General features: G+C 73.6%; 18 protein-coding genes and 1 pseudogene. 10 read left to right on the top strand and 9 right to left on the bottom strand.

All coding sequences use genetic code 11. The annotated features are described in order from the left end of the window. The first annotated feature begins 50 nt into the window (after positions 1 to 50). The 4 genes from AB0H87_RS22835 (at position 51) to AB0H87_RS22820 (ending at position 4,723) form a co-directional block, all read left to right on the top strand. Positions 51 to 485: a hypothetical protein gene (locus tag AB0H87_RS22835; RefSeq protein ID WP_360148941.1), complete on the top strand. Its 435-nt coding sequence runs from the start codon at positions 51 to 53 to the stop codon at positions 483 to 485. A 64-nt stretch (positions 486 to 549) separates the two neighbouring features. Then, positions 550 to 2,973 carry a phosphoketolase family protein gene (locus tag AB0H87_RS22830; RefSeq protein WP_360148938.1) on the top strand — a complete coding sequence of 808 codons (2,424 nt, stop codon included), beginning with the start codon at positions 550 to 552 and terminating at the stop codon, positions 2,971 to 2,973. A 4-nt stretch (positions 2,974 to 2,977) separates the two neighbouring features. Continuing rightward, positions 2,978 to 3,247 (top strand): hypothetical protein, encoded by a 270-nt coding sequence (locus tag AB0H87_RS22825; protein WP_360148935.1) that lies wholly within the window; start codon positions 2,978 to 2,980, stop codon positions 3,245 to 3,247. A 108-nt stretch (positions 3,248 to 3,355) separates the two neighbouring features. Further along, positions 3,356 to 4,723: an ABC transporter substrate-binding protein gene (locus AB0H87_RS22820; RefSeq protein WP_360148932.1), complete on the top strand. Its 1,368-nt coding sequence runs from the start codon at positions 3,356 to 3,358 to the stop codon at positions 4,721 to 4,723. Positions 4,724 to 4,728: 5 nt separating this feature from the next. Here AB0H87_RS22820 and AB0H87_RS22815 read toward each other — a convergent pair whose 3' ends face one another. After that, complete coding sequence (locus AB0H87_RS22815; protein ID WP_360148929.1) at positions 4,729 to 5,607, bottom strand: LysR family transcriptional regulator ArgP; 879 nt, start codon at positions 5,605 to 5,607, stop codon at positions 4,729 to 4,731. A gap of 72 nt (positions 5,608 to 5,679) precedes the next feature. Here AB0H87_RS22815 and AB0H87_RS22810 point away from each other — a divergent pair, with 72 nt between their 5' ends. Both AB0H87_RS22810 and AB0H87_RS22805 read left to right on the top strand, forming a co-directional pair. Beyond that, complete coding sequence (locus tag AB0H87_RS22810) at positions 5,680 to 6,276, top strand: LysE/ArgO family amino acid transporter (RefSeq protein WP_360148926.1); 597 nt, start codon at positions 5,680 to 5,682, stop codon at positions 6,274 to 6,276. Between the two features lie 167 nt (positions 6,277 to 6,443). After that, positions 6,444 to 6,965, top strand: coding sequence for an SsgA family sporulation/cell division regulator (locus AB0H87_RS22805; RefSeq protein ID WP_360148923.1), 522 nt, complete (start codon positions 6,444 to 6,446; stop codon positions 6,963 to 6,965). Here the strand turns inward: AB0H87_RS22805 and AB0H87_RS22800 are convergent. Together AB0H87_RS22800 and AB0H87_RS22795 are read right to left on the bottom strand one after the other, a co-directional pair. Beyond that, a complete protein-coding gene (locus tag AB0H87_RS22800) occupies positions 6,950 to 7,330 on the bottom strand; it encodes an STAS domain-containing protein (protein ID WP_360148920.1) in 381 nt (126 codons plus the stop codon). The genes AB0H87_RS22805 and AB0H87_RS22800 overlap by 16 nt on opposite strands. Continuing rightward, on the bottom strand, positions 7,327 to 7,866 hold the full coding sequence (locus AB0H87_RS22795) for an ATP-binding protein (protein WP_360148917.1): 540 nt from the start codon (positions 7,864 to 7,866) through the stop codon (positions 7,327 to 7,329). Before AB0H87_RS22795 ends, AB0H87_RS22800 begins: the two co-directional genes overlap by 4 nt. 180 nt (positions 7,867 to 8,046) lie before the next feature. Here AB0H87_RS22795 and AB0H87_RS22790 point away from each other — a divergent pair, with 180 nt between their 5' ends. The 3 genes from AB0H87_RS22790 to AB0H87_RS22780 are packed head-to-tail and all read left to right on the top strand — an operon-like array spanning position 8,047 to position 12,076. Next, on the top strand, positions 8,047 to 10,299 hold the full coding sequence (locus tag AB0H87_RS22790; protein ID WP_360148914.1) for a SpoIIE family protein phosphatase: 2,253 nt from the start codon (positions 8,047 to 8,049) through the stop codon (positions 10,297 to 10,299). Further along, entirely contained in the window at positions 10,296 to 11,429 is a 1,134-nt protein-coding gene (locus AB0H87_RS22785) for a DUF5931 domain-containing protein (RefSeq protein ID WP_360148911.1), read from the top strand. Before AB0H87_RS22790 ends, AB0H87_RS22785 begins: the two co-directional genes overlap by 4 nt. After that, positions 11,426 to 12,076: a response regulator transcription factor gene (locus tag AB0H87_RS22780; RefSeq protein WP_360148908.1), complete on the top strand. Its 651-nt coding sequence runs from the start codon at positions 11,426 to 11,428 to the stop codon at positions 12,074 to 12,076. The genes AB0H87_RS22785 and AB0H87_RS22780 overlap by 4 nt, the downstream gene beginning before the upstream one ends. 3 nt (positions 12,077 to 12,079) lie before the next feature. On the opposite strand, the gene AB0H87_RS22775 is transcribed toward AB0H87_RS22780, so the two are convergent. Then, positions 12,080 to 12,679, bottom strand: a complete 600-nt coding sequence (locus tag AB0H87_RS22775; RefSeq protein ID WP_360148905.1) for a DUF5709 domain-containing protein — start codon at positions 12,677 to 12,679, stop codon at positions 12,080 to 12,082. Between the two features lie 258 nt (positions 12,680 to 12,937). Between AB0H87_RS22775 and AB0H87_RS22770 the strand changes: the two genes are divergently transcribed. Next, complete coding sequence (locus tag AB0H87_RS22770; protein WP_360148902.1) at positions 12,938 to 14,089, top strand: SigB/SigF/SigG family RNA polymerase sigma factor; 1,152 nt, start codon at positions 12,938 to 12,940, stop codon at positions 14,087 to 14,089. Here the strand turns inward: AB0H87_RS22770 and AB0H87_RS22765 are convergent, their stop codons facing one another. From AB0H87_RS22765 to AB0H87_RS22745, 5 genes and pseudogenes are all read right to left on the bottom strand, one after another. Then, positions 14,090 to 14,497: a VOC family protein gene (locus tag AB0H87_RS22765; protein ID WP_360148899.1), complete on the bottom strand. Its 408-nt coding sequence runs from the start codon at positions 14,495 to 14,497 to the stop codon at positions 14,090 to 14,092. Between the two features lie 5 nt (positions 14,498 to 14,502). Further along, positions 14,503 to 14,946 (bottom strand): helix-turn-helix transcriptional regulator, encoded by a 444-nt coding sequence (locus AB0H87_RS22760; protein ID WP_360148896.1) that lies wholly within the window; start codon positions 14,944 to 14,946, stop codon positions 14,503 to 14,505. Positions 14,947 to 14,966: 20 nt separating this feature from the next. Continuing rightward, on the bottom strand, positions 14,967 to 15,686 hold the full coding sequence (locus tag AB0H87_RS22755; RefSeq protein ID WP_360148893.1) for an ATP-binding protein: 720 nt from the start codon (positions 15,684 to 15,686) through the stop codon (positions 14,967 to 14,969). A gap of 65 nt (positions 15,687 to 15,751) precedes the next feature. Next, positions 15,752 to 16,621, bottom strand: coding sequence for an SDR family NAD(P)-dependent oxidoreductase (locus AB0H87_RS22750; RefSeq protein WP_360148890.1), 870 nt, complete (start codon positions 16,619 to 16,621; stop codon positions 15,752 to 15,754). A gap of 130 nt (positions 16,622 to 16,751) precedes the next feature. Next, positions 16,752 to 17,410, bottom strand: a pseudogene (locus tag AB0H87_RS22745) (hypothetical protein); the annotation flags it as partial.

Genomic DNA, 17,410 nt, shown 5'->3' with positions numbered 1-17,410 from the left:
CGTGTCGAACAGGCTGTAGTACATGGAGTTGAGCAGCGGCAGGCGGCGCCGTGAAGGACTTCGAGCCCGGCTCGAGCGGGGTGCCGGACAGCACCGCGGTGGTCACCGCGACGCCGTGGGCCCGCGGCGGCTGGCAGGTCACCACGAACCTCGAGTACGGCGAGCCCGCGAACGACGGTTCGCTGGGCATGGCGATGAGCGTCTGGCGGGCCGACGACCCGGGCGACCGCACCGCCGTGCTGCCGCTGCGCCTGGGCGAGAGCCCCTCGGTGCTCGTCGTCGCGCCGGACGGCGCCACGACGGTGCGGGCCATGGACCACGGCGCGGTGGTCGACACCGCGGCCGTGCAGGGGTCGGCCGCGGTCGTCGACGCGCCGCACGACCCGGACCTGGTCTTCGAGGCGACCGACCGCGACGGCCGGGTGCTGTCGACCGGGAAGCTGTCGCAGCCGCTGCCGCCCGACCCCGACGTCGTGCGTTGGTGAACCGCGGGGGGATTGTGGGCGTAATGTGCTATTCGGGCAATTGCACCCTGGTGAACGGAGTCTCGTGGCCACCTACGCCAGCACCGTCGGGCCCGCCGCGCACCTCGTGGACCGGCTCGCGCATCCCAGCGACGCTGACGTCGCCGCGGTCGACGCGTGGTGGCGCGCCAGCAACTACCTGACCGTCGGCCAGATCTACCTGATGGCCAATCCGCTGCTGCGCGAGCCGCTGAAGGCCGAGCACATCAAGCCGCGGCTCCTGGGTCACTGGGGCACGAGCCCGGGCCTGGCACTGGTGTACGCGCACGCGTCCCGGCTGATCCAGCACACCGGGCAGCGGATGATCTACCTGACCGGTCCGGGACACGGCGGCCCGACCCTGGTGGGGGCCGGCTATCTGGAGGGCACCTACACCGAGATCTACCCGGACGTCACCCGGGACGAGGAGGGGCTGCGGCGGCTGTTCCGGCAGTTCTCCTCACCGGGTGGCATCCCGAGTCACGTGTCGGTGCCGATCCCGGGGTCCATCCACGAGGGCGGCGAGCTCGGTTACGTGCTGCTGCACGCGTTCGGGGCGGTGATCGACAACCCGGACCTGATCGCGCTGGCGGTGGTCGGCGACGGCGAGGCCGAGACCGCGCCGCTGGAGGGGTCGTGGAAGCAGATCTCGTTCCTGAACCCGGCCCGCGACGGGGCGGTGCTGCCGGTGATCCACCTCAACGGCGCGAAGATCGCCGGGCCGACGGTGCTGGCCCGCAAGGACCCGGGCGAGGTCCGGTCGCTGTTGGGCGGGCACGGGTACGAGGTGGTCGAGGTCGAGGGTGACGACCTGCCGGGCATGCACCACCGGTTCGCCGAGGCGCTGGCGCGGGCGTGGGCGTCGATCAAGGCGATCCAGGCGGCCGCGCGGGGCGGCGACTGGGACGGCACGCGACCCCGGTGGCCGATGATCGTGCTGCGCACCCCGAAGGGCTGGACCGGCCCGGACGTCGTGGACGGGGTACGGGTGGCGGGCACGTTCCGCGCTCACCAGGTGCCCGTGTCCGGCGTCCGCGGCAACAAGGCGCACCTGCGGATCCTCGAGGACTGGATGCGCTCCTACCGGCCCGAGGAGCTCTTCGACGACCGCGGCACCCCCACGGCGCTGGTGCTCTCGGTCAATCCGGACGGGGACCTGCGGATGAGCGGCAGCCCGTACGCGAACGGAGGTCTGCTCGCCGTCGATCTGGACCTGCCGGACTTCCGTGACTACGCGGTGCCGGTGAAGGCGCCGGCCCGGTCCCGCCTGGAGTCGACGCGCAAGCTCGGTGAGCTCATGCGCGACACCTACGCCCGCAACCCGGACCGGTTCCGGCTGTTCTCCCCGGACGAGACCAACAGCAACCGGCTCGGTGCGGTGTTCGAGGTGTCCGACCGGGCGTTCGCCGAGCGGGTGATCGACGGGGACGTGGCGATATCGCGGGACGGCCGGGTGATGGAGGTGCTCTCTGAGCACGCCTGCCACGGCTGGCTGGAGGGTTACACGCTGACCGGCCGGCACGGCTGGTTCGCCACGTACGAGGCGTTCGCCATGGTGTCGGCCTCGCAGACCGTGCAGCATGCCAAGTGGCTGCAGGAGGCGCACGACCTGAAGTGGCGGGCGCCGGTGCCGAGCCTGAACATCCTGCTGACCTCGACCGCGTGGCGGCAGGACCACAACGGGTTCAGCCACCAGGGGCCGGGCCTGATCCAGAACGTCATCACCCACCGCGGCACGATCAGCCGGGTCTACCTGCCGCCGGACGCGAACACACTGCTGTCGGTGGCTGACCGCTGCATGCGGTCGCGGTCGTGCGTGAACGTGGTCGTCATCGACAAGCAGCCGCAGCTGCAGTGGCTGACCATGGACGAGGCGGTCGCGCACTGCACCCGGGGTGCCGGGGTGTGGCCGTGGGCCGGCACGGAGGACGGGCGCTCGGACCCCGACATCGTGCTGGCGTGCGCCGGGGACGTGGTCACCATGGAGACGGTCGCCGCCGCGGAGATCCTGCGCGAGCGGCTGCCGCACCTCGCCACGCGGGTGGTCAACGTGGTCGACCTGATGGCGCTGGCGCGACCCGCGGTCCACCCGCACGGCATGGACGGGACCCTGTTCCGCGAGCTGTTCACCGATCACGTCGACGTGGTGTTCGCCTTCCACGGCTACCCGGGCGCGATCCACCAGCTGGTGCACGGCCGACCGGACGCGGACCGGTTCCATGTGCGGGGTTTCATCGAGGAGGGCACGACCACCACCCCGTTCGACATGGTGGTACGCAACCGGGCATCCCGGTACCACCTGGTGATCGCCGCGCTCGAGCGCGCGCGGCGAACCCCGGCCGGGGCGAGCGAGCTGAAGGCCTGGTGCGAGCAGCAGCTCCGCCGGCACGAGCGGTACGTGGTCGAGCACCTGGAGGACATGCCCGAGGTGCGGGACTGGTCGTTGGGCGACTGGGCAGAGCGGGGCTGACCCCGTGCGGCGGTCACCGGTCAGCCCGGACGACTTCGACGGCGTCCTGTTCGGCCTCGACGGGGTGCTGACGACAGCCGCGAGCCTGCACGAGGCCGCTTGGCGCACCACCTTCGACACGTTCCTCGACGAGTGGGACGCCACGCACGGGACGAGCACACCCCGGTTCGAGGTCGCCGACTACGCGGCGTACGTCGAAGGGAAGCCACGGCAGGACGCCGTAGTCGCTGGTGGCCGGATAAACGCCCGGACGACGGTCGATGCGGTCCCGTGACCAGCGTCGTTGTTACCGCGGAAGTAGACGAGCAATCCTCATGCAACATGTTGAATGTGGCAGGCTTTCCTGGCCCCGGACCTGGGGGAGAGGAAGGACGCACAACCGATGCTCGTCTCCCGCGGAGTGCGGCACGTGGCCACCGCCATGTCCGCCGCGCTCGTGCTGACCGTCGCCGCGTGCCAGCAGGGCACCCCGAAACCCGAAGGCGACTTCGAAACCGCAGCCGGCACCCTGACCAGGCTATACGGCACCGACGGCAACATGATCAATACCTTGCGCGACGAGTTCGAGGGGCAGGCCGGCCTGCTGGCCGGGATGAAGGGCACCACACCGCTCACCCCGTTGTCCGCGGACTTCAAGGCCCGGCTGCTGGCGGTGCACCCCGACCTGAGCGACTACCTGTTCGCCGGCGAGACCTACGACGCGGTGGTGATCAGCGCGCTCGCCGCCGAGCAGGCCGGCAGCAACGATCCGGCCGCGATCGCCAAGCAGATCAACTCGATCACCACCGGTGGCACCGAGTGCACGGCGGTGGCGGACTGCCTGGCGCTCGCGCGCGCGGGCACCGACCTCAACTACCGCGGGATCTCGCTGACCCGCGGCGGGTTCACCGACGCCGGCGAGCCGTCGACCGCGAGCTACGCGACGCTCCACTTCGGACCGGAGGACCGGCTCGACGACAGCAAGACCGAGTACGTCGGCGCGGGCGACGAGTCGACCACCAGCACGCGGAAGCCGCCGCGGAGCGTGCCGGCCGACGACGCGAAGGACCCGCTGAAGATCGGTGGACTGCTCCCGGAGACCGGCGACCTGGCGCTCGCCAACCCGCCGATGGCGGCCGGCGCCGCGCTCGCGGTCAAGGAACTGAACGCCGCGGGTGGCGTGTTCGAGCAAGACGTCGAGTGGGTGCCCGGCGACGACGGCACCAGCCCGGAGGTCGCGAAGCAGACCGTGGCCAGCCACATCGCGAAGAAGGTCAGCGTGATCATCGGCGCGGGCGCGTCGAGCATCTCCCGCGAGGTGCTGCCCGACGTGGTCAAGGCCGGCCTGATCCTCTTCTCGCCGTGCAACACCGACGCCGGCCTCACCACGATCGACGACAAGGGCCTGTTCTTCCGCACCTCGCCGTCCGACATCCTGCAGGGGCGGGCGCTGGCCGACGTGATCCTCCGCGACGGTCCGAGCCAGATCGCGATCGTGGCCCGCGACGACTCGTACGGCATCGGCCTGAAGGACAACGTCATCGAGGAGTTGACGAAGGCGGGCTTCCCGGCCGACAAGGTCGAGACCATGGTGTACGAGCCGCCGACGCCGGGCGCTCCGGACATCGACTTCGGCGCCGGGGCCAGCCAGATCAAGGCCACGAGCCCCGACGGCGTGCTGCTCATCGGCTTCGGCGAGTCCGCGCAGATCATCAAGGCGATGGCCAAGGCGGGCGTGCCGTTCTACCACGGGCAGGGCGCCGAGAAGTAAGGCGGCTAGCGCAGGGCGGCCGCGGCCGCGGAGCGGACGGCCTTGGTCAGGGACGTGAGGACCGCCGAGGTGAGCTTCCAGTGTTGCCAGTAGAGGGACACGTCGAGGTGCTGCTCCGGGGCCAGCCGGACCACGCGGCCCGCGGCCAGGTCGGCGTCCGCGAGCTGTTCCGGCATCAGGCCCCAGCCGACGCCCAGGCGGATCGCCTCGGTGAAGCCCCAGGCGGACGGGACGTAGTGGGTCGGCGGCTCGGGCGGGCGCGGGGTCAGCGTCCGCAGGAAGCGGTGCTGCAGGCGGTCCTTGCGGTCCAGGACGAGCATCGGTGCCGCGGCGAACTCGGCGGGTGTGCCGCCGGCCGGGAACCAGCGGCGCGCCACCGCCGGCGTGGCCGTGGCCAGGTAGCGCATCGCGCCCAGCCGTTCCGCCCGGCAGCCCTGCACCGCCTCGCGCTGCGCCGTGACCGCGGCCATCACGGCGCCGTCGCGCAGCAGCTCCGCGGTGTGGTCCTGGTCGTCCTCGCGCACGTCGAACAGGATCCGGTCGCCGGCCGTGACCAGCGCCGGCAGGAACCAGGTGGCCAGCGAGTCCGCGTTGACCACGACGGCCGCGCGGGACCACGGCTCGTCGCGCCGGCCGGCGGCGGCCAGGGCCTCGCGCTCCAGCACCGCGATCTGGCCGGCCAGCCGCAGCAGGGGCCGGCCCGCCGGGGTCGCCCGGCACGGCTTCGCCCGGCGCAGCACGACCTGGCCGACCGCGTGCTCCAGCGCCTTGATCCGCTGGCTGACCGCCGACGGGGTGACGTGCAGGACCCGCGCCGCCGCCTCGAAGCTGCCTTCGTCGACCACAGCGGCGAACGTCGCGAGCTGGGTCGAGTCGAGCGCCATGATGAAGAATTCTAAACAAGCATGAAAAACCTTAGCTGGAGTACGGGCGCCCGGCCCACGTACGGTTCGCCCATGCTCACCTCCGTGCTCGCCGGGTTCGCCAACTCGCTCGCGCTCATCGCGGCGATCGGCGCCCAGAACGCGTTCGTCCTGCGCCAGGGGCTGCGCCGCGAGCACGTCTGGGCCGTGGTGATCACCTGCGCCGTGTCCGACGCGCTGTTGATCTCGCTCGGCGTCGCCGGCCTGGGCACCGCGATCGCCGACCGGCCGACGCTGCTCCAGGTGGCCAAGTGGTGCGGTGCCGCCTTCCTGCTGGGCTACGCGGTGCTCGCTGCAAGCCGTGCGCTGCGCCCGGCCGCGCTCCGCCCGAGCGAGGCCCGGCCCGCCACGCTGCGCGCCACCCTGGTCGCCTGCCTCGCCTTCACCTACCTCAACCCGCACGTCTACCTCGACACCGTGCTGCTGCTCGGCGCGATCGCCAACCAGCACCGCTACCAGTGGGTGTTCGCCGCCGGCGCGGCGGCGGCCAGCGTGATCTGGTTCGCCGCGCTGGGCGGCGGAGCCCGCCGGCTGGCTCCGGTGCTGGCCCGCCCGGCCGCCTGGCGTGTGCTCGACGGCGTCGTCGCCGCCATCATGGTCGCGATCGCCGCCAGCCTGCTGCTCGTCTGACCTCGACGGCTCCACGTTCGACGGTCCCTCCGGCGGGACCAGAAAAGGACGGGTTGCGCGCACGCCGTGTGCGACCCCACCCTCTTGACACACGGCACCATTCACGCAACACGATCGGGTGAGCCCTCCGATCGGCATGGTGCACGACCGGGTGAGAGGGGGACGGCATGGAGCGTGAGCCGGTTCCGGCGGTCGACGGGACGGGTGGGGAGCAGACGCGACAGCCGGCCAGGGTCGCGGTGGAGACGGTGGTTCGCCTGCTCGCGCCGGACGCGACGGGGGTTCCGGTGCCCTGCGGGTTGCACTACGACCCGGCGGACCCGTACGCGGTGCAGGTGCGGTTCTTTCTCGACCGGCGCCGCAGCGACGCGGTCAGCTGGTCGTTCGCGCGCGAGCTGCTGGCGGCGGGCCTCGACGAGCCGAGCGGGCTCGGCGACGTGCGGATCTGGCCGTGGCGCACCACCCAGGGCGACGCCGTCGCGCTGGCGCTGACGTCGCCCGACGGCCAGGCACTGCTCGAAGCGCCGCGGGCGACGATCGCCGCATTCCTCGCGGACACCTACGTCCAGGTCCCACGCGGGCGCGAGGCGGACCGCCTCGACCTCGACGCCGACGCGTGGCTGAGCGGGCAGCTGCTGCCGGAGCCGCCCGACCAGGCCGACCCGGATCTCGATCAGGACGGGCGGTAGAGGAGGGAGTCGCCGACACCGCTGATCTCGATCACCCGGGCCACGTGACCGTGCGCCCCGGTCAGCCGCAGCCAGCCACCGGCCTCGGCGCACCGCCGGTCGCCGCGGACGAACGTGGTCAGCCCCGCCGAGTCGCAGAACGTCAGCGCGGTCAGGTCGACGACCACGCGCGGTGAGCCGCCGGCCGCCAGGTCGGCGATCCGCTCCAACAGCTCGGCCGCGGTGGACATGTCGAGCTCGCCGGCCAGCCGCAGGCGCAGGGTCTCGCCGGCTGGTTCCGTCGTGACCACGAGCGGAGCGGCGACCTCGGTCGCCTCGATCCGCGGGCCGCCGGTCGCCTGCCGGGGCGCCGGGTCCGTGCTCACTCCAGCCGCTCCGCGGCACCCGCCGGGTCGGCAAGGTGGGTGGCGCCGTCCATGGCGGTGGTGCTGTGCCCGCCGGTGGTGCTGCTGTGCAGGCCGGTGGGGCCGTGCAGACCCGTCGTGATCTGGACGGTCGTCCCGGCCGGCCCGCTCGTCACCACCATGCTGTCGCTGAGCTGTTCGGCGAGCCACAGGCCCCAGCCGCCGGCCGTGTCGGGTGCCGGGCGATCATGGTTGGCCAGCCGTTCCACGCCGATCCCGCCGCCGCCGTCGGACACCTCGCAGACCAGGGTCACGCCGTTGCGCCAGAGGCGGAGCCGGCCGGCGCCCCCGCCGTGCCGCACCGCGTTGGTGATCAGCTCGTTGACGGCCAGGACGAAGTCGTCAAGGCGCTGGTCGCGCAGGCCGGCGGCCGCGACGCAGGCGGCGAACGCGTGCCGGAGACCGGTGACCTGGCCGCGCGCGAAGGTCTCGGCGAGCAGCGGCGGCCCAGAGGAGGGCACAACCGCCTCCGGCCGAAGGTGCCCGTCGTCGGTCATGTGCCGCCTCGGAATTGCTGGTCAGGGCCGCTTCCGCAGCCTGGAGCCGCCGGCACGCGGCGGCGGCTCTCAATCACACTACGTCCTGCCGGCCACCCCCGCATCCGCCCTCGCGTGCCCAGCGGCCCTGGTGGCACGCATCGCACGCCACGAGCCCGACGTCTGTGGGATCGTCGGAGCGTGCCGGACAACCGGATGGTCCCCGGAGGCGACGGCCCACTGGCCGCCCTGGTCGACGCCGCGGTTTCGGTGTTGGCGGAGCGGCTGGAGTGTTCCCTGGGAGAGGCGAGACAGCGGCTGCGCGGGCTCGCCGACCGGTCCGGCGTCTCGGAGGCGGAGGCCGCCGCGGCCGTGCTCGACAGCTCCCGTGCGCCGGTCTCCACCGCCCCGTTCGACGAGGTCCGCCGGATGGCCAGCGCCGCGGCCGCCGAGGCCGCCAGGATGGCCGCCCGGGCCGTGGCCGCGCCCGGCCGGGAGCCGCTGGCCGACCTTGCCGGGACGCTGCGGGAGCGGCTGGCGCACGAGACGGGCGCGGACGCGGTGGCGGTCTACGCGGTCGAGCCGGACGCCTCGCTGCAGCTCGTGGGCGCCGCCGGGGTGCCGCCGGCCGTGGTCGACGCGTGGAGCCGGGTGCCGGCACACCCGCCGACCGAGGCCGGCTACGTCGCGCGTACCCGGGACCCCCTGTTCCTGCCCGACCGCACCGCGACGCCGCCGCACTACCTGCTGGTCGGCGGTCCCGGCGCGGAGTGGCCGTCCCGCGCGGTGGTGCCCGTCGGCGACGGGACCGCGGTCGCCGTCGTGGTCGCCTTCTTCGTCAAGCAGCAACCGTTCCCGGCGCCGGTGCGCGAGGCGGTCAGCCGGATCGTCGACGAGATCGCCGGCGAGATCGCCGACCGGCTGCGGGCCCATCCGCACCAGGCCGGCTGGATCACCGACGCGCAGTCGATGCTCGACGCGCTGCCGGGCGCGGTCGGCGTCTCCGTGCCGATCCGCGACGCGGCGGGCGCGATCGTCGACTGGGTGCTGGTCGCGGCCAGCCCGGAGGCCACCGACGTGACCGGCCTGCGCGGCCGGGAGCTGGTCGGCACCAGCACGGCGACCAGCTATCCGAGCCTGGTCGGCACCGAGCTGTGGCACTCGCTGACCCAGGTGCTCGAGTCCGGCCGGCCACGCGAGATCGGCCCGTTCACCTACACGCCGCAGACGGCCGGCATCGAGACCGCCGTGTTCACCGTGCGGATCTCCCAGTTCGGCGGCGGCGTGCTGTTGACCTGGACCCGGCACGACGAGGAGCGCCGGCTGGCCGCCCGGATCGCGCAGACCGAGCGGCTCGGCCGGCTGGGCTGGGGCGAGTGGGACCTGACCACGGGCAGCGTCTACTGGTCCGAGGGCCTCTATGCGATCTTCCGGCGGGACCCGGAGAGCGGGCCGCCGACCCTGGAGGAGGCGACCAGCCAGCTCCACCCGCAGGACGCACCGCGGATCGCGCCGCAGCTCGCCCGGGTGTTCGAGCACGGCCAGTCGGCCGACCTCAACTTCCGGATCATGGTCGGCGGGCAGGAGCGCCACCTGCGGGCCCGGTTCGAGACGATCCGCGACCGGACCGGCGGGGTGCTCAAGGTCTACGGCATCGTGCAGGACGTGACGGCCCGCGAGGCCGCCGCCCGGGACCGCGCCCGCCTGGTCGACATCGAGGCGGAGCTGGCCGAGCGCCTGCGCAGCCAGCAGACGGAGCACCGCCTGGTCGTGGCGCTGCAGCAGATCATCCTGCCGATCCCGACCGGCGTGCTGCACCTGCCCGGGCTCGACGTCGCGGTCCGCTACCTGCCGGCCGAGGTGACGAGCCGGGTCGGCGGCGACTGGTACGACCTGGTCGAGCTGCCCAACGGCCGCAGCCTGCTCGCGGTCGGCGACGTCGCCGGGCACGGCATCACCGCCGCCGCGACGATGGCCCGGCTGCGGCACTCCGTGGCCGCCCTGGCCGTGACCAGCACCGAGCCCGGCGAGCTGCTCGGCTTCCTCAACCGGATCGTGCACGACGACGCCAGTGAACCCACGGCGACCGTCGTGGTGGCACACTTCGATCCGGAGACCCGGGAGCTGACCTGGGCGCAGGCCGGCCACCCGCCGCCGATCCTGGTCTCCGGCGGCACGGCCTCGGCGCTCACCCGGCCACCCGGGATGATCGTCGGCGCACGGCCGGACAGCACGTACGAGACCGTCACGACCACGCTGGCCGAAGGGGACACGGTGCTGCTCTACACCGACGGCCTGATCGAGCGCCGGGGCGGCTACGACAGCGACTGGCTCGGCCCGCTGCTGCGCACGGTCGCCGCCGCCGGCCCGGTCGCGGTCGACCGGCTCATCGAGCGCCTCCAGCCGGCCAACCCCGGCGACGACACCTGCGTCCTCGCGCTCCGGCCCGCGTGATCCAGCCGCCGTCCGCCAGCGGGCTGCAGGGTCCACTGTGGCGCGCGATCGTCGTCTACCGGTTCGCCTCGCTGGCCTTCGCGCTGGCGCTGATCGTGAGCAACGCCGCCGACTACCGCCGACCCCTCGCGTCGATCCCGGTGGCCGTCGTCCTGGTCGGCTGGACGATCGCGGCGAGCTGGTTGTTCGCCCGCCCGGAACGGCGCCGCTGGCCGCTGCTGATCGCCGACCTCGCGGTGACGTCCGGTGTCCTGCTGTCCGCCGAGTGGGTGGTCGGGCGGGAGGCGCTCGGCAGCGGCACGCCCGGGCTGGCGGTCGCCTGGCTGGCCGCGCCGGTGCTGGCCTGGGCGGTCGCCGGCGGCCGGCGGCTCGGCATCCTGGCCGCGCTGCTGATCGGTCTCGCCGACCTGGCGGTGCGGCCGCGGATGACGCAGTCGTCGCTGACCGGCACGACCCTGATGCTGCTGGCCGCCGTGGGTGTGGGGCACGTTGCCCGGCTCGGCGCGATCGCGGAGGCGAGGCTGCAGCGGGCGACGGAGCTGGAGGCGGCCAACCGCGAGCGGGAGCGGCTGGCCCGGCACATCCACGACTCGGTGCTGCAGGTGCTGGCGCTGGTCCGGCGGCGGGGCGCGAGCCTCGACGGCGAGGCGGGCGAGCTGGCCCGGCTGGCGGGGGAGCAGGAGGCCGCGCTGCGCCGCCTGATCGCGACGGGCGCGCCGCCGCCGTCCGCCACCGGCGTGGTCGACCTGGGTGCGCTGGTCAGCGCGTACGCCAGCGACGTCGTATCCGTGGCCGCGCCCGCGACGGCCGTGCCGCTGCCCGCGGAGGCGGCGACCCAGCTCGCCGCCGCCGTGGCCGCCGCGCTCGACAACGCCGCCCGGCACGCGGGGGCGGACGCCCGCGTCTTCGTGCTGGTCGAGGACGAGCCGGACTCGGTGACCGTCACCGTCCGCGACGACGGCGCCGGCATCGCGCCCGGCCGGCTGGCGGCGGCCGAGCTGGAGGGCCGGCTCGGCGTCGCGCAGGCGATCCGCGGCCGGATCACCGACCTCGGTGGCACCGTGCGCATCCACTCCGCGCCGGGCCAGGGCACCGAGATCGAGCTGGTCGTTCCTAAGCTCTCCGTATGAGCGACGCGATTCGGGTGATGGTGGTCGACGACCATCCGATGTGGCGCACCGGGGTCGCCCGCGACCTCGCTGAGGCCGGCTACGAGGTGGTCGCCACCACCGGAGAAGGGCGCCAGGCGGTCCGGATCGCCGGCGCGACCAGGCCCGACGTGGTGGTGCTCGACCTGCAGCTGCCCGACGTGCCCGGCGTCGAGGTGATCCACGGCCTGCGCGCGGCGCTGCCCGAGGTGCGGGTGCTCATGCTCTCGGCCAGCGGCGAGCAGCAGAGCGTGCTGGACGCGGTGAAGGCGGGCGCGACCGGTTACCTGGTGAAGTCGGCGGCGCCGGACGAGTTCCTCGCCGCGGTCGCGCGCACCGCCGCCGGCGAAGCGGTGTTCACGCCCGGCCTCGCGGGCCTGGTGCTGGGCGAGTACCGGCGGCTGGCGGCCGCTCCCGAACCCGCCGAGAGCGGCGCGCCCGCGCTGACCGAGCGGGAGACCGAGGTGCTGCGGCTCGTGGCCAAGGGGCTGTCGTACAAGCAGATCGCCGAGCGGCTCGGCGTCTCGCACCGGACCGTGCAGAACCACGTGCAGAACACGCTGGGCAAGCTCCAGCTGCACAACCGCGTGGAGCTGACCAGATATGCGATAGAGCAGGGTCTCGACTGACCCTCACTCGTACGGCGGCTCCTCCGTCTCGTGCATGGCCAGCTCCTCGGCCGTGGCGCCGCCGCCGGCCGCACCGGCGTCCTCCGCGATCGAGTCGCCCTCGTCGTCGATGAGCCCGCCCTCGGGCTCGTCCTCGCCGGCGAACTGGGCCGGGTCGACCAGGCGCCCTATGGGCCGCCCGCCGTCGTCGAGCTCGAGCCCGTCGGTGTCGTAGAGCGACGCCTCGGAGTCCGGGTTCTCCTGCGGACCGTCGTCGAGCACGTCGGCGTCGAGCTGCGCCTGTGCGCGCTCGGTGCCGAGGTCCTCCTCGTCCCGGATCTGCTCGTCGGCCGGGGTGGCCAGCGGGTCGTCGACCGGCTCCGGCGCGTTCTCCCGGGCCAGCTTGTAGTCGAGCGACTCGCCCTGCTCGGCCTCCTCGCCGGTGGTGCCGAACCGGTCGACGGCCAAGGGGGAGTCGACCGGCAGGGCGGCCGGGTCCGGTCCCTGGACCTCGCGTTCCGAGTCGACGTCGTCGTAGGCGGTGGAGTCGTCGTCGGCGGTGCCGGGCAGGCCTTCGGCCTCCGGGTCCGACCAGGGCTCTGGGTACTCGTCTTCGCGGCGCATACCGGGCCTTCTACCCCTATCCCGGCCGGGACAACCGGCGGTCCGGTGGTGTGATGGATGCCTCGTAGCAACTAATCCGTTCGGGATTCATTGCTCGCTTCGCGCGGACCGACGTATGGTCACGTTTAGGGGAGGCCGCTCCGCAGCGGTCTCCGGGGTGCTCAAGACGCGGGCATCAGAGCGCACATTCCACATACCCGGTGCCGACTCTCTCCGCCCTACCAGGGCGGCGGTGAGGGCGAACGAGGAGGCTGCGCGATGACCCTTCACAGCGGCATGCCCGCTTCCGGTGAACTGGACCTACCGGCGCTCGACGCCGTCGCCATGTCATATGCCCAGCGATCGGGAGATGATGCACGGCGTACGGCGCGGGAAGAGCTGGTCCGCTCGGCGATGCCGTTCGCGGGCCGCCTCGCGCGGCGCTATCGAGGCCGCGGTGAGCCGATGGACGACCTGGAACAGGTGGCGCGGCTGGGGTTGCTGAAGGCCGTGGACCGTTTTGACCCACAACGTGGGGCTTTCACCGGTTTCGCCGCGGCGACCATCATCGGCGAGCTCCGCCGTCATTTCCGGGACCGCACCTGGGGCGTCCACGTGCCCCGCCGGATGCAGGAGCTCAGCATCGAGGTCAACCGGGCGTCCACCGAGCTGACCGCCAAGCTGCGCCGCTCACCGACCGTGCCCGAGCTGGCCGAACGGCTCCGGGTCGATGAGGAGGACGTGCTGGCGGCGCTGGAGACGGCGGCCGCGTACACCCCGCTGTCGCTGAACATGCCCGCCCGGGCCGAGAGCGAGGCCGAGCTGGGCGACCTGATCGGCGGGTCCGACGTGGGCCTGGAGGCCGTCGACGACCGGCTGACCGTGGCCAGCCTGCTGTGCCGGCTGCCCGAGCGCGAGCGGCGGATCCTGGCGCTGCGCTTCTACGGCAACAAGACGCAGACCGAGATCGCCACCGAGCTGGGCATCTCGCAGATGCACGTGTCCCGCCTGCTCTCCCGGGCGCTCGCCTGGCTGCGCGAGGCGATGCTCAGCGACGCGCCGCGGCAGTGGCAGGCCGGCGCCGGTCCGGTCGACCACCACGAGATCAGCGTCCGGCGCCACGACAAGGGCGGCACGGTCCGCCTCGACATCGCCGGCGAGGTCGACCGGGACACCGCCGAACCGCTGCGCACGGCGCTGCTCGAGGCGGTCGAGCTGGCCGCCGGGCGCCCGGAGCCGCGCGACGTGGCGGTGAGCCTGTCCGGCGTGCCGATCATCGACGCGGCGGGCGTGTCGGCGCTGCTCGCGGGCTACGAAGCCGCCCGGGCCGCCGGCGTGCGGCTGCGGATCAGCGGCATGCAGGTCTACGTCCGCCGCACGCTCCGCGTGGCCGGGCTGGCCCCGATCATGACGGCGCCGCACGCCGCCTGATCACGGCTGCTGGTTGATCCTGACCATGTTGCCGGCGGGGTCGCGGAAGGCGCAGTCGCGGACGCCGTACGGCTGGTCCATCGGCTCCTGGACGACCTCCGCACCCGTCGCCTGCACCTTCTCGAAGGTGCTGGTCAGATCCGGCGAGGCGAGCACGATCGAGGCGTAGCTCCCCTTGGCCATCAGCTCGGCGATGGTGCGGCGCTCGTCGTCGGTGATGCCGGGGTCGGCGGCCGGCGGGTGCAGCACGATCGAGGTCTGCCCACCGGGCGGGGCGACCGTGATCCACCGCATGGCGCCGTGCCCGACGTCGTTGAGCACCTCGAAATCGAGCGCGTCGCGGTAGAACGCGAGCGACTTCTCGGGGTCGTCGGTCGGTAGGAAAGTGTGTGCGATCGAGAGACTCATGCTGGTCACGTTAGGTGCCCAGGCGCGGCGACGGCTTCTCGATTCCTGATCGGTCGCATGACCTGCTTGGCGACGCAGCCCGGGATGCCCGCGCCGTCACCGGCCGCACGCTGGCGGTATTCGCTCGGCGACATGCCGACCAGCTCCGAGAAGCGCGTGCTGAACGTGCCCAACGACGCACAGCCGACCGCGAAGCAGACCTCGGTGACCGACAGGTCGCCCCGGCGCAGCAGGGTCATCGCCCGCTCGATCCGCCGCGTCATCAGGTAGCTGTAGGGCGACTCGCCGAACGCGGCGCGGAACGCCCGGCTCAGGTGCCCGGCCGAGACGTGCACGCCGCGGGCGAGCGCCTCGACGTCGAGCGGCTGCGCGTAGTCGCGGTCGATCCGGTCGCGGACCTTGCGCAGGAGCCGCAGCTCACGCAGGCGGGCGTCGGAGATGCCGGTCACGTGCCCAGCCTGCCACAACCTCAGCCCGCGTAGTCAGGTGCGACCACCGACCAGACGACTTTGCCGTCGGGCAGGTCGGTGACGCCCCAGCGCAGCGCGACCGCTTCGATCAGGAGCAGGCCGCGGCCGCCGTACGCCGTCGTCGGCACCGCCCCGGCGTAGACGGGCAGCGCGGTCGACCAGTCGCGCACCGACAGGTGCAGGGTGTCGCCGTCGGCACCCCGGCCGACCAGCAGGATCATCGCGGTGTGGGCGTGCGCGACCACGTTGTTGACCAGCTCGGTCGCGACGATGCAGGCCGGCCCGGCCACGGCCGGCAGCTCCCAGCGGGCGCACGCCTCGGTGACCAGCTCACGGGCCTTGCGGGCGGCGCCCGTCAGCGGCTCGAGGTCGGCCCGGAGCAGGTGATCGACCGAGTGGGCGGGCGGCCGGCCGGCGCCGTCGGCGATCCGGAAGCCGACGCCCTGCCAGCGGCCGGCGGAGGCGGGCGGCACGCTGACCAGCGGGTGGCCGGCGGGCCAGTCGGCGGTCTCCCGGGCCACCTCGCCGAAGGTCGAGAGCACGGCCTGGTCGTCGATCCGCAGGCCGGTCACCTCGATCACGGCCGGTGTGCGGTCGGCGACGACGGACAGCAGGGCACCACGCAGCGCCTCGGCCGACGTCCGGTCGAGCGCGCCCTGGAGCTGGACGATCGCGTACGGATCGTCGGCGGCCACCAGAAAACGCACGTCGGTCGGCATGATCGCTCCATTGTGCAGGTCGAGTGCGCGGGCGTGCGCCCTCCCACGCGAGTTGCGAGCCGTGATCACCATCGTCGGCCCCGGGTGTGTCGGCGCGTGACGGCGGCGATGGTGCCCGCGGCGGTGCCGGCGGCCAGGCCGAGCATCGCGGACGCGCCAACGGTGGCGCGGCGGCGCACCTCCTCGGTCGCGAGCGGCACCGACCGCCAGGCGAAGCGCTGACCACCGGCGTACGCCTCGCGGCGTGGCCTGGTCAGCAGCCGCACGATCGTCTGGGCCGCCACCTCCGGCGGCTGGACCGGTGGTGGCGGCGCGATGCGCCGGCCGGCCGCGTACCGGCGGACCGGTGCGGCCGTGCCGGCGGGCAGCACGGTGCAGATGGCGATCCCGCGCTCGCCGGTCACCCGCAGCTCCTGGCGGACGGTGTCGGCGAGCCCGCGGATGCCCTGCTTCGCGGCGTTGTAGATCGACTGGTACGGCAGCGCGATGGTGGCCAGCCCGGACGCGTTGTTGACCAGGACGCCGCCGCCGCTCGCGCGCAGGTGCGGCAGGGCGGCCCGCATGCCGTACGCGGTGCCGAGCAGGTTGACCTCGACGACCCGGCGGAGCTGCGCGATCGGTATCTCCTCGAAGAGGCCGACGGCGCCCGTGGCGGCGTTGTTGACCCACGCGTCCAGTCGCCCGAACACGGCGACCGCGCTCTCCGCGAGCTGTGTGACGGCGACCGGGTCGGTCACGTCGGTGGGCAGCACCGCGGTCCGGCCGCCGAACGCCCGGCAGCGATCGGCGACCGCGTCCAACGCCGGCTCGCCCCGGGCGGCCAGCACCACCGTGCCGCCGTTGCGGGCCACCGCGAGCGCCGTCGCCGCGCCGGTGCCGCTTGATGCACCGGTGATTACGACCACCGCTTCGGCGAGCGGGCGGGTGAGCGCCATGGCTGTTCGTTACCCCGTCCGGGCGGGCCTCATGCGACCCGGTTTGCCGCGGCGGCGACCCCGTCGCCACCGAACCGACGCACCGGGCCGCTGCGACGCGTTCGCGCCGATCAGGCGGTTTGCGCCGGTGCTACCGAGGGCCGGCGCCCGAGCGGGGCGGGGGTCCGGCGGGCATCGGCCGGGCGACCACCACGGTGCGGGCTGCGTCGCCGGCCAGGTGCCGGGCGGCCAGCGCGCGGGCCTTGAGCGCGCGGGGGCCGGCCGTCAGCGCCCGCTGCCTGGGCTCCGCGGTCGTGTGGTGGTGCTGCGGCTCGGCGTACCGGGTCAGGCCGATCACCGCGGCCAGCGTGATGAAGAAGCCGAGCGCGGCCATCCACTCGCGGCCCGAATGGATCTGGTCACCGAGGAACAGCAGGCCGATCGCCGCCGCCGGCACCGCGGCCGCGGCGTCCATCGAGGCGACCGCCGCCGTCGTCGAACCGCGCTGCATCGCGAGGCCGATCAGCAACTGGCCGAGCAGCGACGCGCCGATCAGCACGTAGAGCAGCGGGCTCGAGACGAACTCGGGGATCGAGTGGCTGGAGGCCAGCGGCCGGCCGGCCACCGCGGCCGCGGAGAACGCCATGCCGGCCAGCGCGCCGAGCGCCACAGCGCCGGGCACGCCGCGCAGCCGGGCGGCGAAGACACCGACGACGGCGATCGCCGCGAGCCAGACCAGCAGCGCGGCCAGGCCGCCGGAGCCGATCGAGTGTGCCTGGGCCGGCTTCGCGGAGATCACCAGCGCGAAGA

Source organism: Asanoa sp. NPDC050611 (assembly GCF_040654855.1).
GTDB lineage: Bacteria > Actinomycetota > Actinomycetes > Mycobacteriales > Micromonosporaceae > Asanoa.
Note: the sequence above shows the minus strand (reverse complement) of the source record. Positions and strands in the feature narration are given on the sequence as shown.

Coding starts and splice junctions, on each gene's coding strand:
- AB0H87_RS22820 (WP_360148932.1), top strand. CDS start 3,356: ATGCTCGTCTCCCGCGGAGTGCGGCACGTGGCCACCGCCATGTCCGCC.
- AB0H87_RS22815 (WP_360148929.1), bottom strand. CDS start 5,607: ATGGCGCTCGACTCGACCCAGCTCGCGACGTTCGCCGCTGTGGTCGAC.
- AB0H87_RS22810 (WP_360148926.1), top strand. CDS start 5,680: ATGCTCACCTCCGTGCTCGCCGGGTTCGCCAACTCGCTCGCGCTCATC.
- AB0H87_RS22805 (WP_360148923.1), top strand. CDS start 6,444: ATGGAGCGTGAGCCGGTTCCGGCGGTCGACGGGACGGGTGGGGAGCAG.
- AB0H87_RS22795 (WP_360148917.1), bottom strand. CDS start 7,866: ATGACCGACGACGGGCACCTTCGGCCGGAGGCGGTTGTGCCCTCCTCT.
- AB0H87_RS22780 (WP_360148908.1), top strand. CDS start 11,426: ATGAGCGACGCGATTCGGGTGATGGTGGTCGACGACCATCCGATGTGG.
- AB0H87_RS22775 (WP_360148905.1), bottom strand. CDS start 12,679: ATGCGCCGCGAAGACGAGTACCCAGAGCCCTGGTCGGACCCGGAGGCC.
- AB0H87_RS22770 (WP_360148902.1), top strand. CDS start 12,938: ATGACCCTTCACAGCGGCATGCCCGCTTCCGGTGAACTGGACCTACCG.
- AB0H87_RS22765 (WP_360148899.1), bottom strand. CDS start 14,497: ATGAGTCTCTCGATCGCACACACTTTCCTACCGACCGACGACCCCGAG.
- AB0H87_RS22755 (WP_360148893.1), bottom strand. CDS start 15,686: ATGCCGACCGACGTGCGTTTTCTGGTGGCCGCCGACGATCCGTACGCG.
- AB0H87_RS22750 (WP_360148890.1), bottom strand. CDS start 16,621: ATGGCGCTCACCCGCCCGCTCGCCGAAGCGGTGGTCGTAATCACCGGT.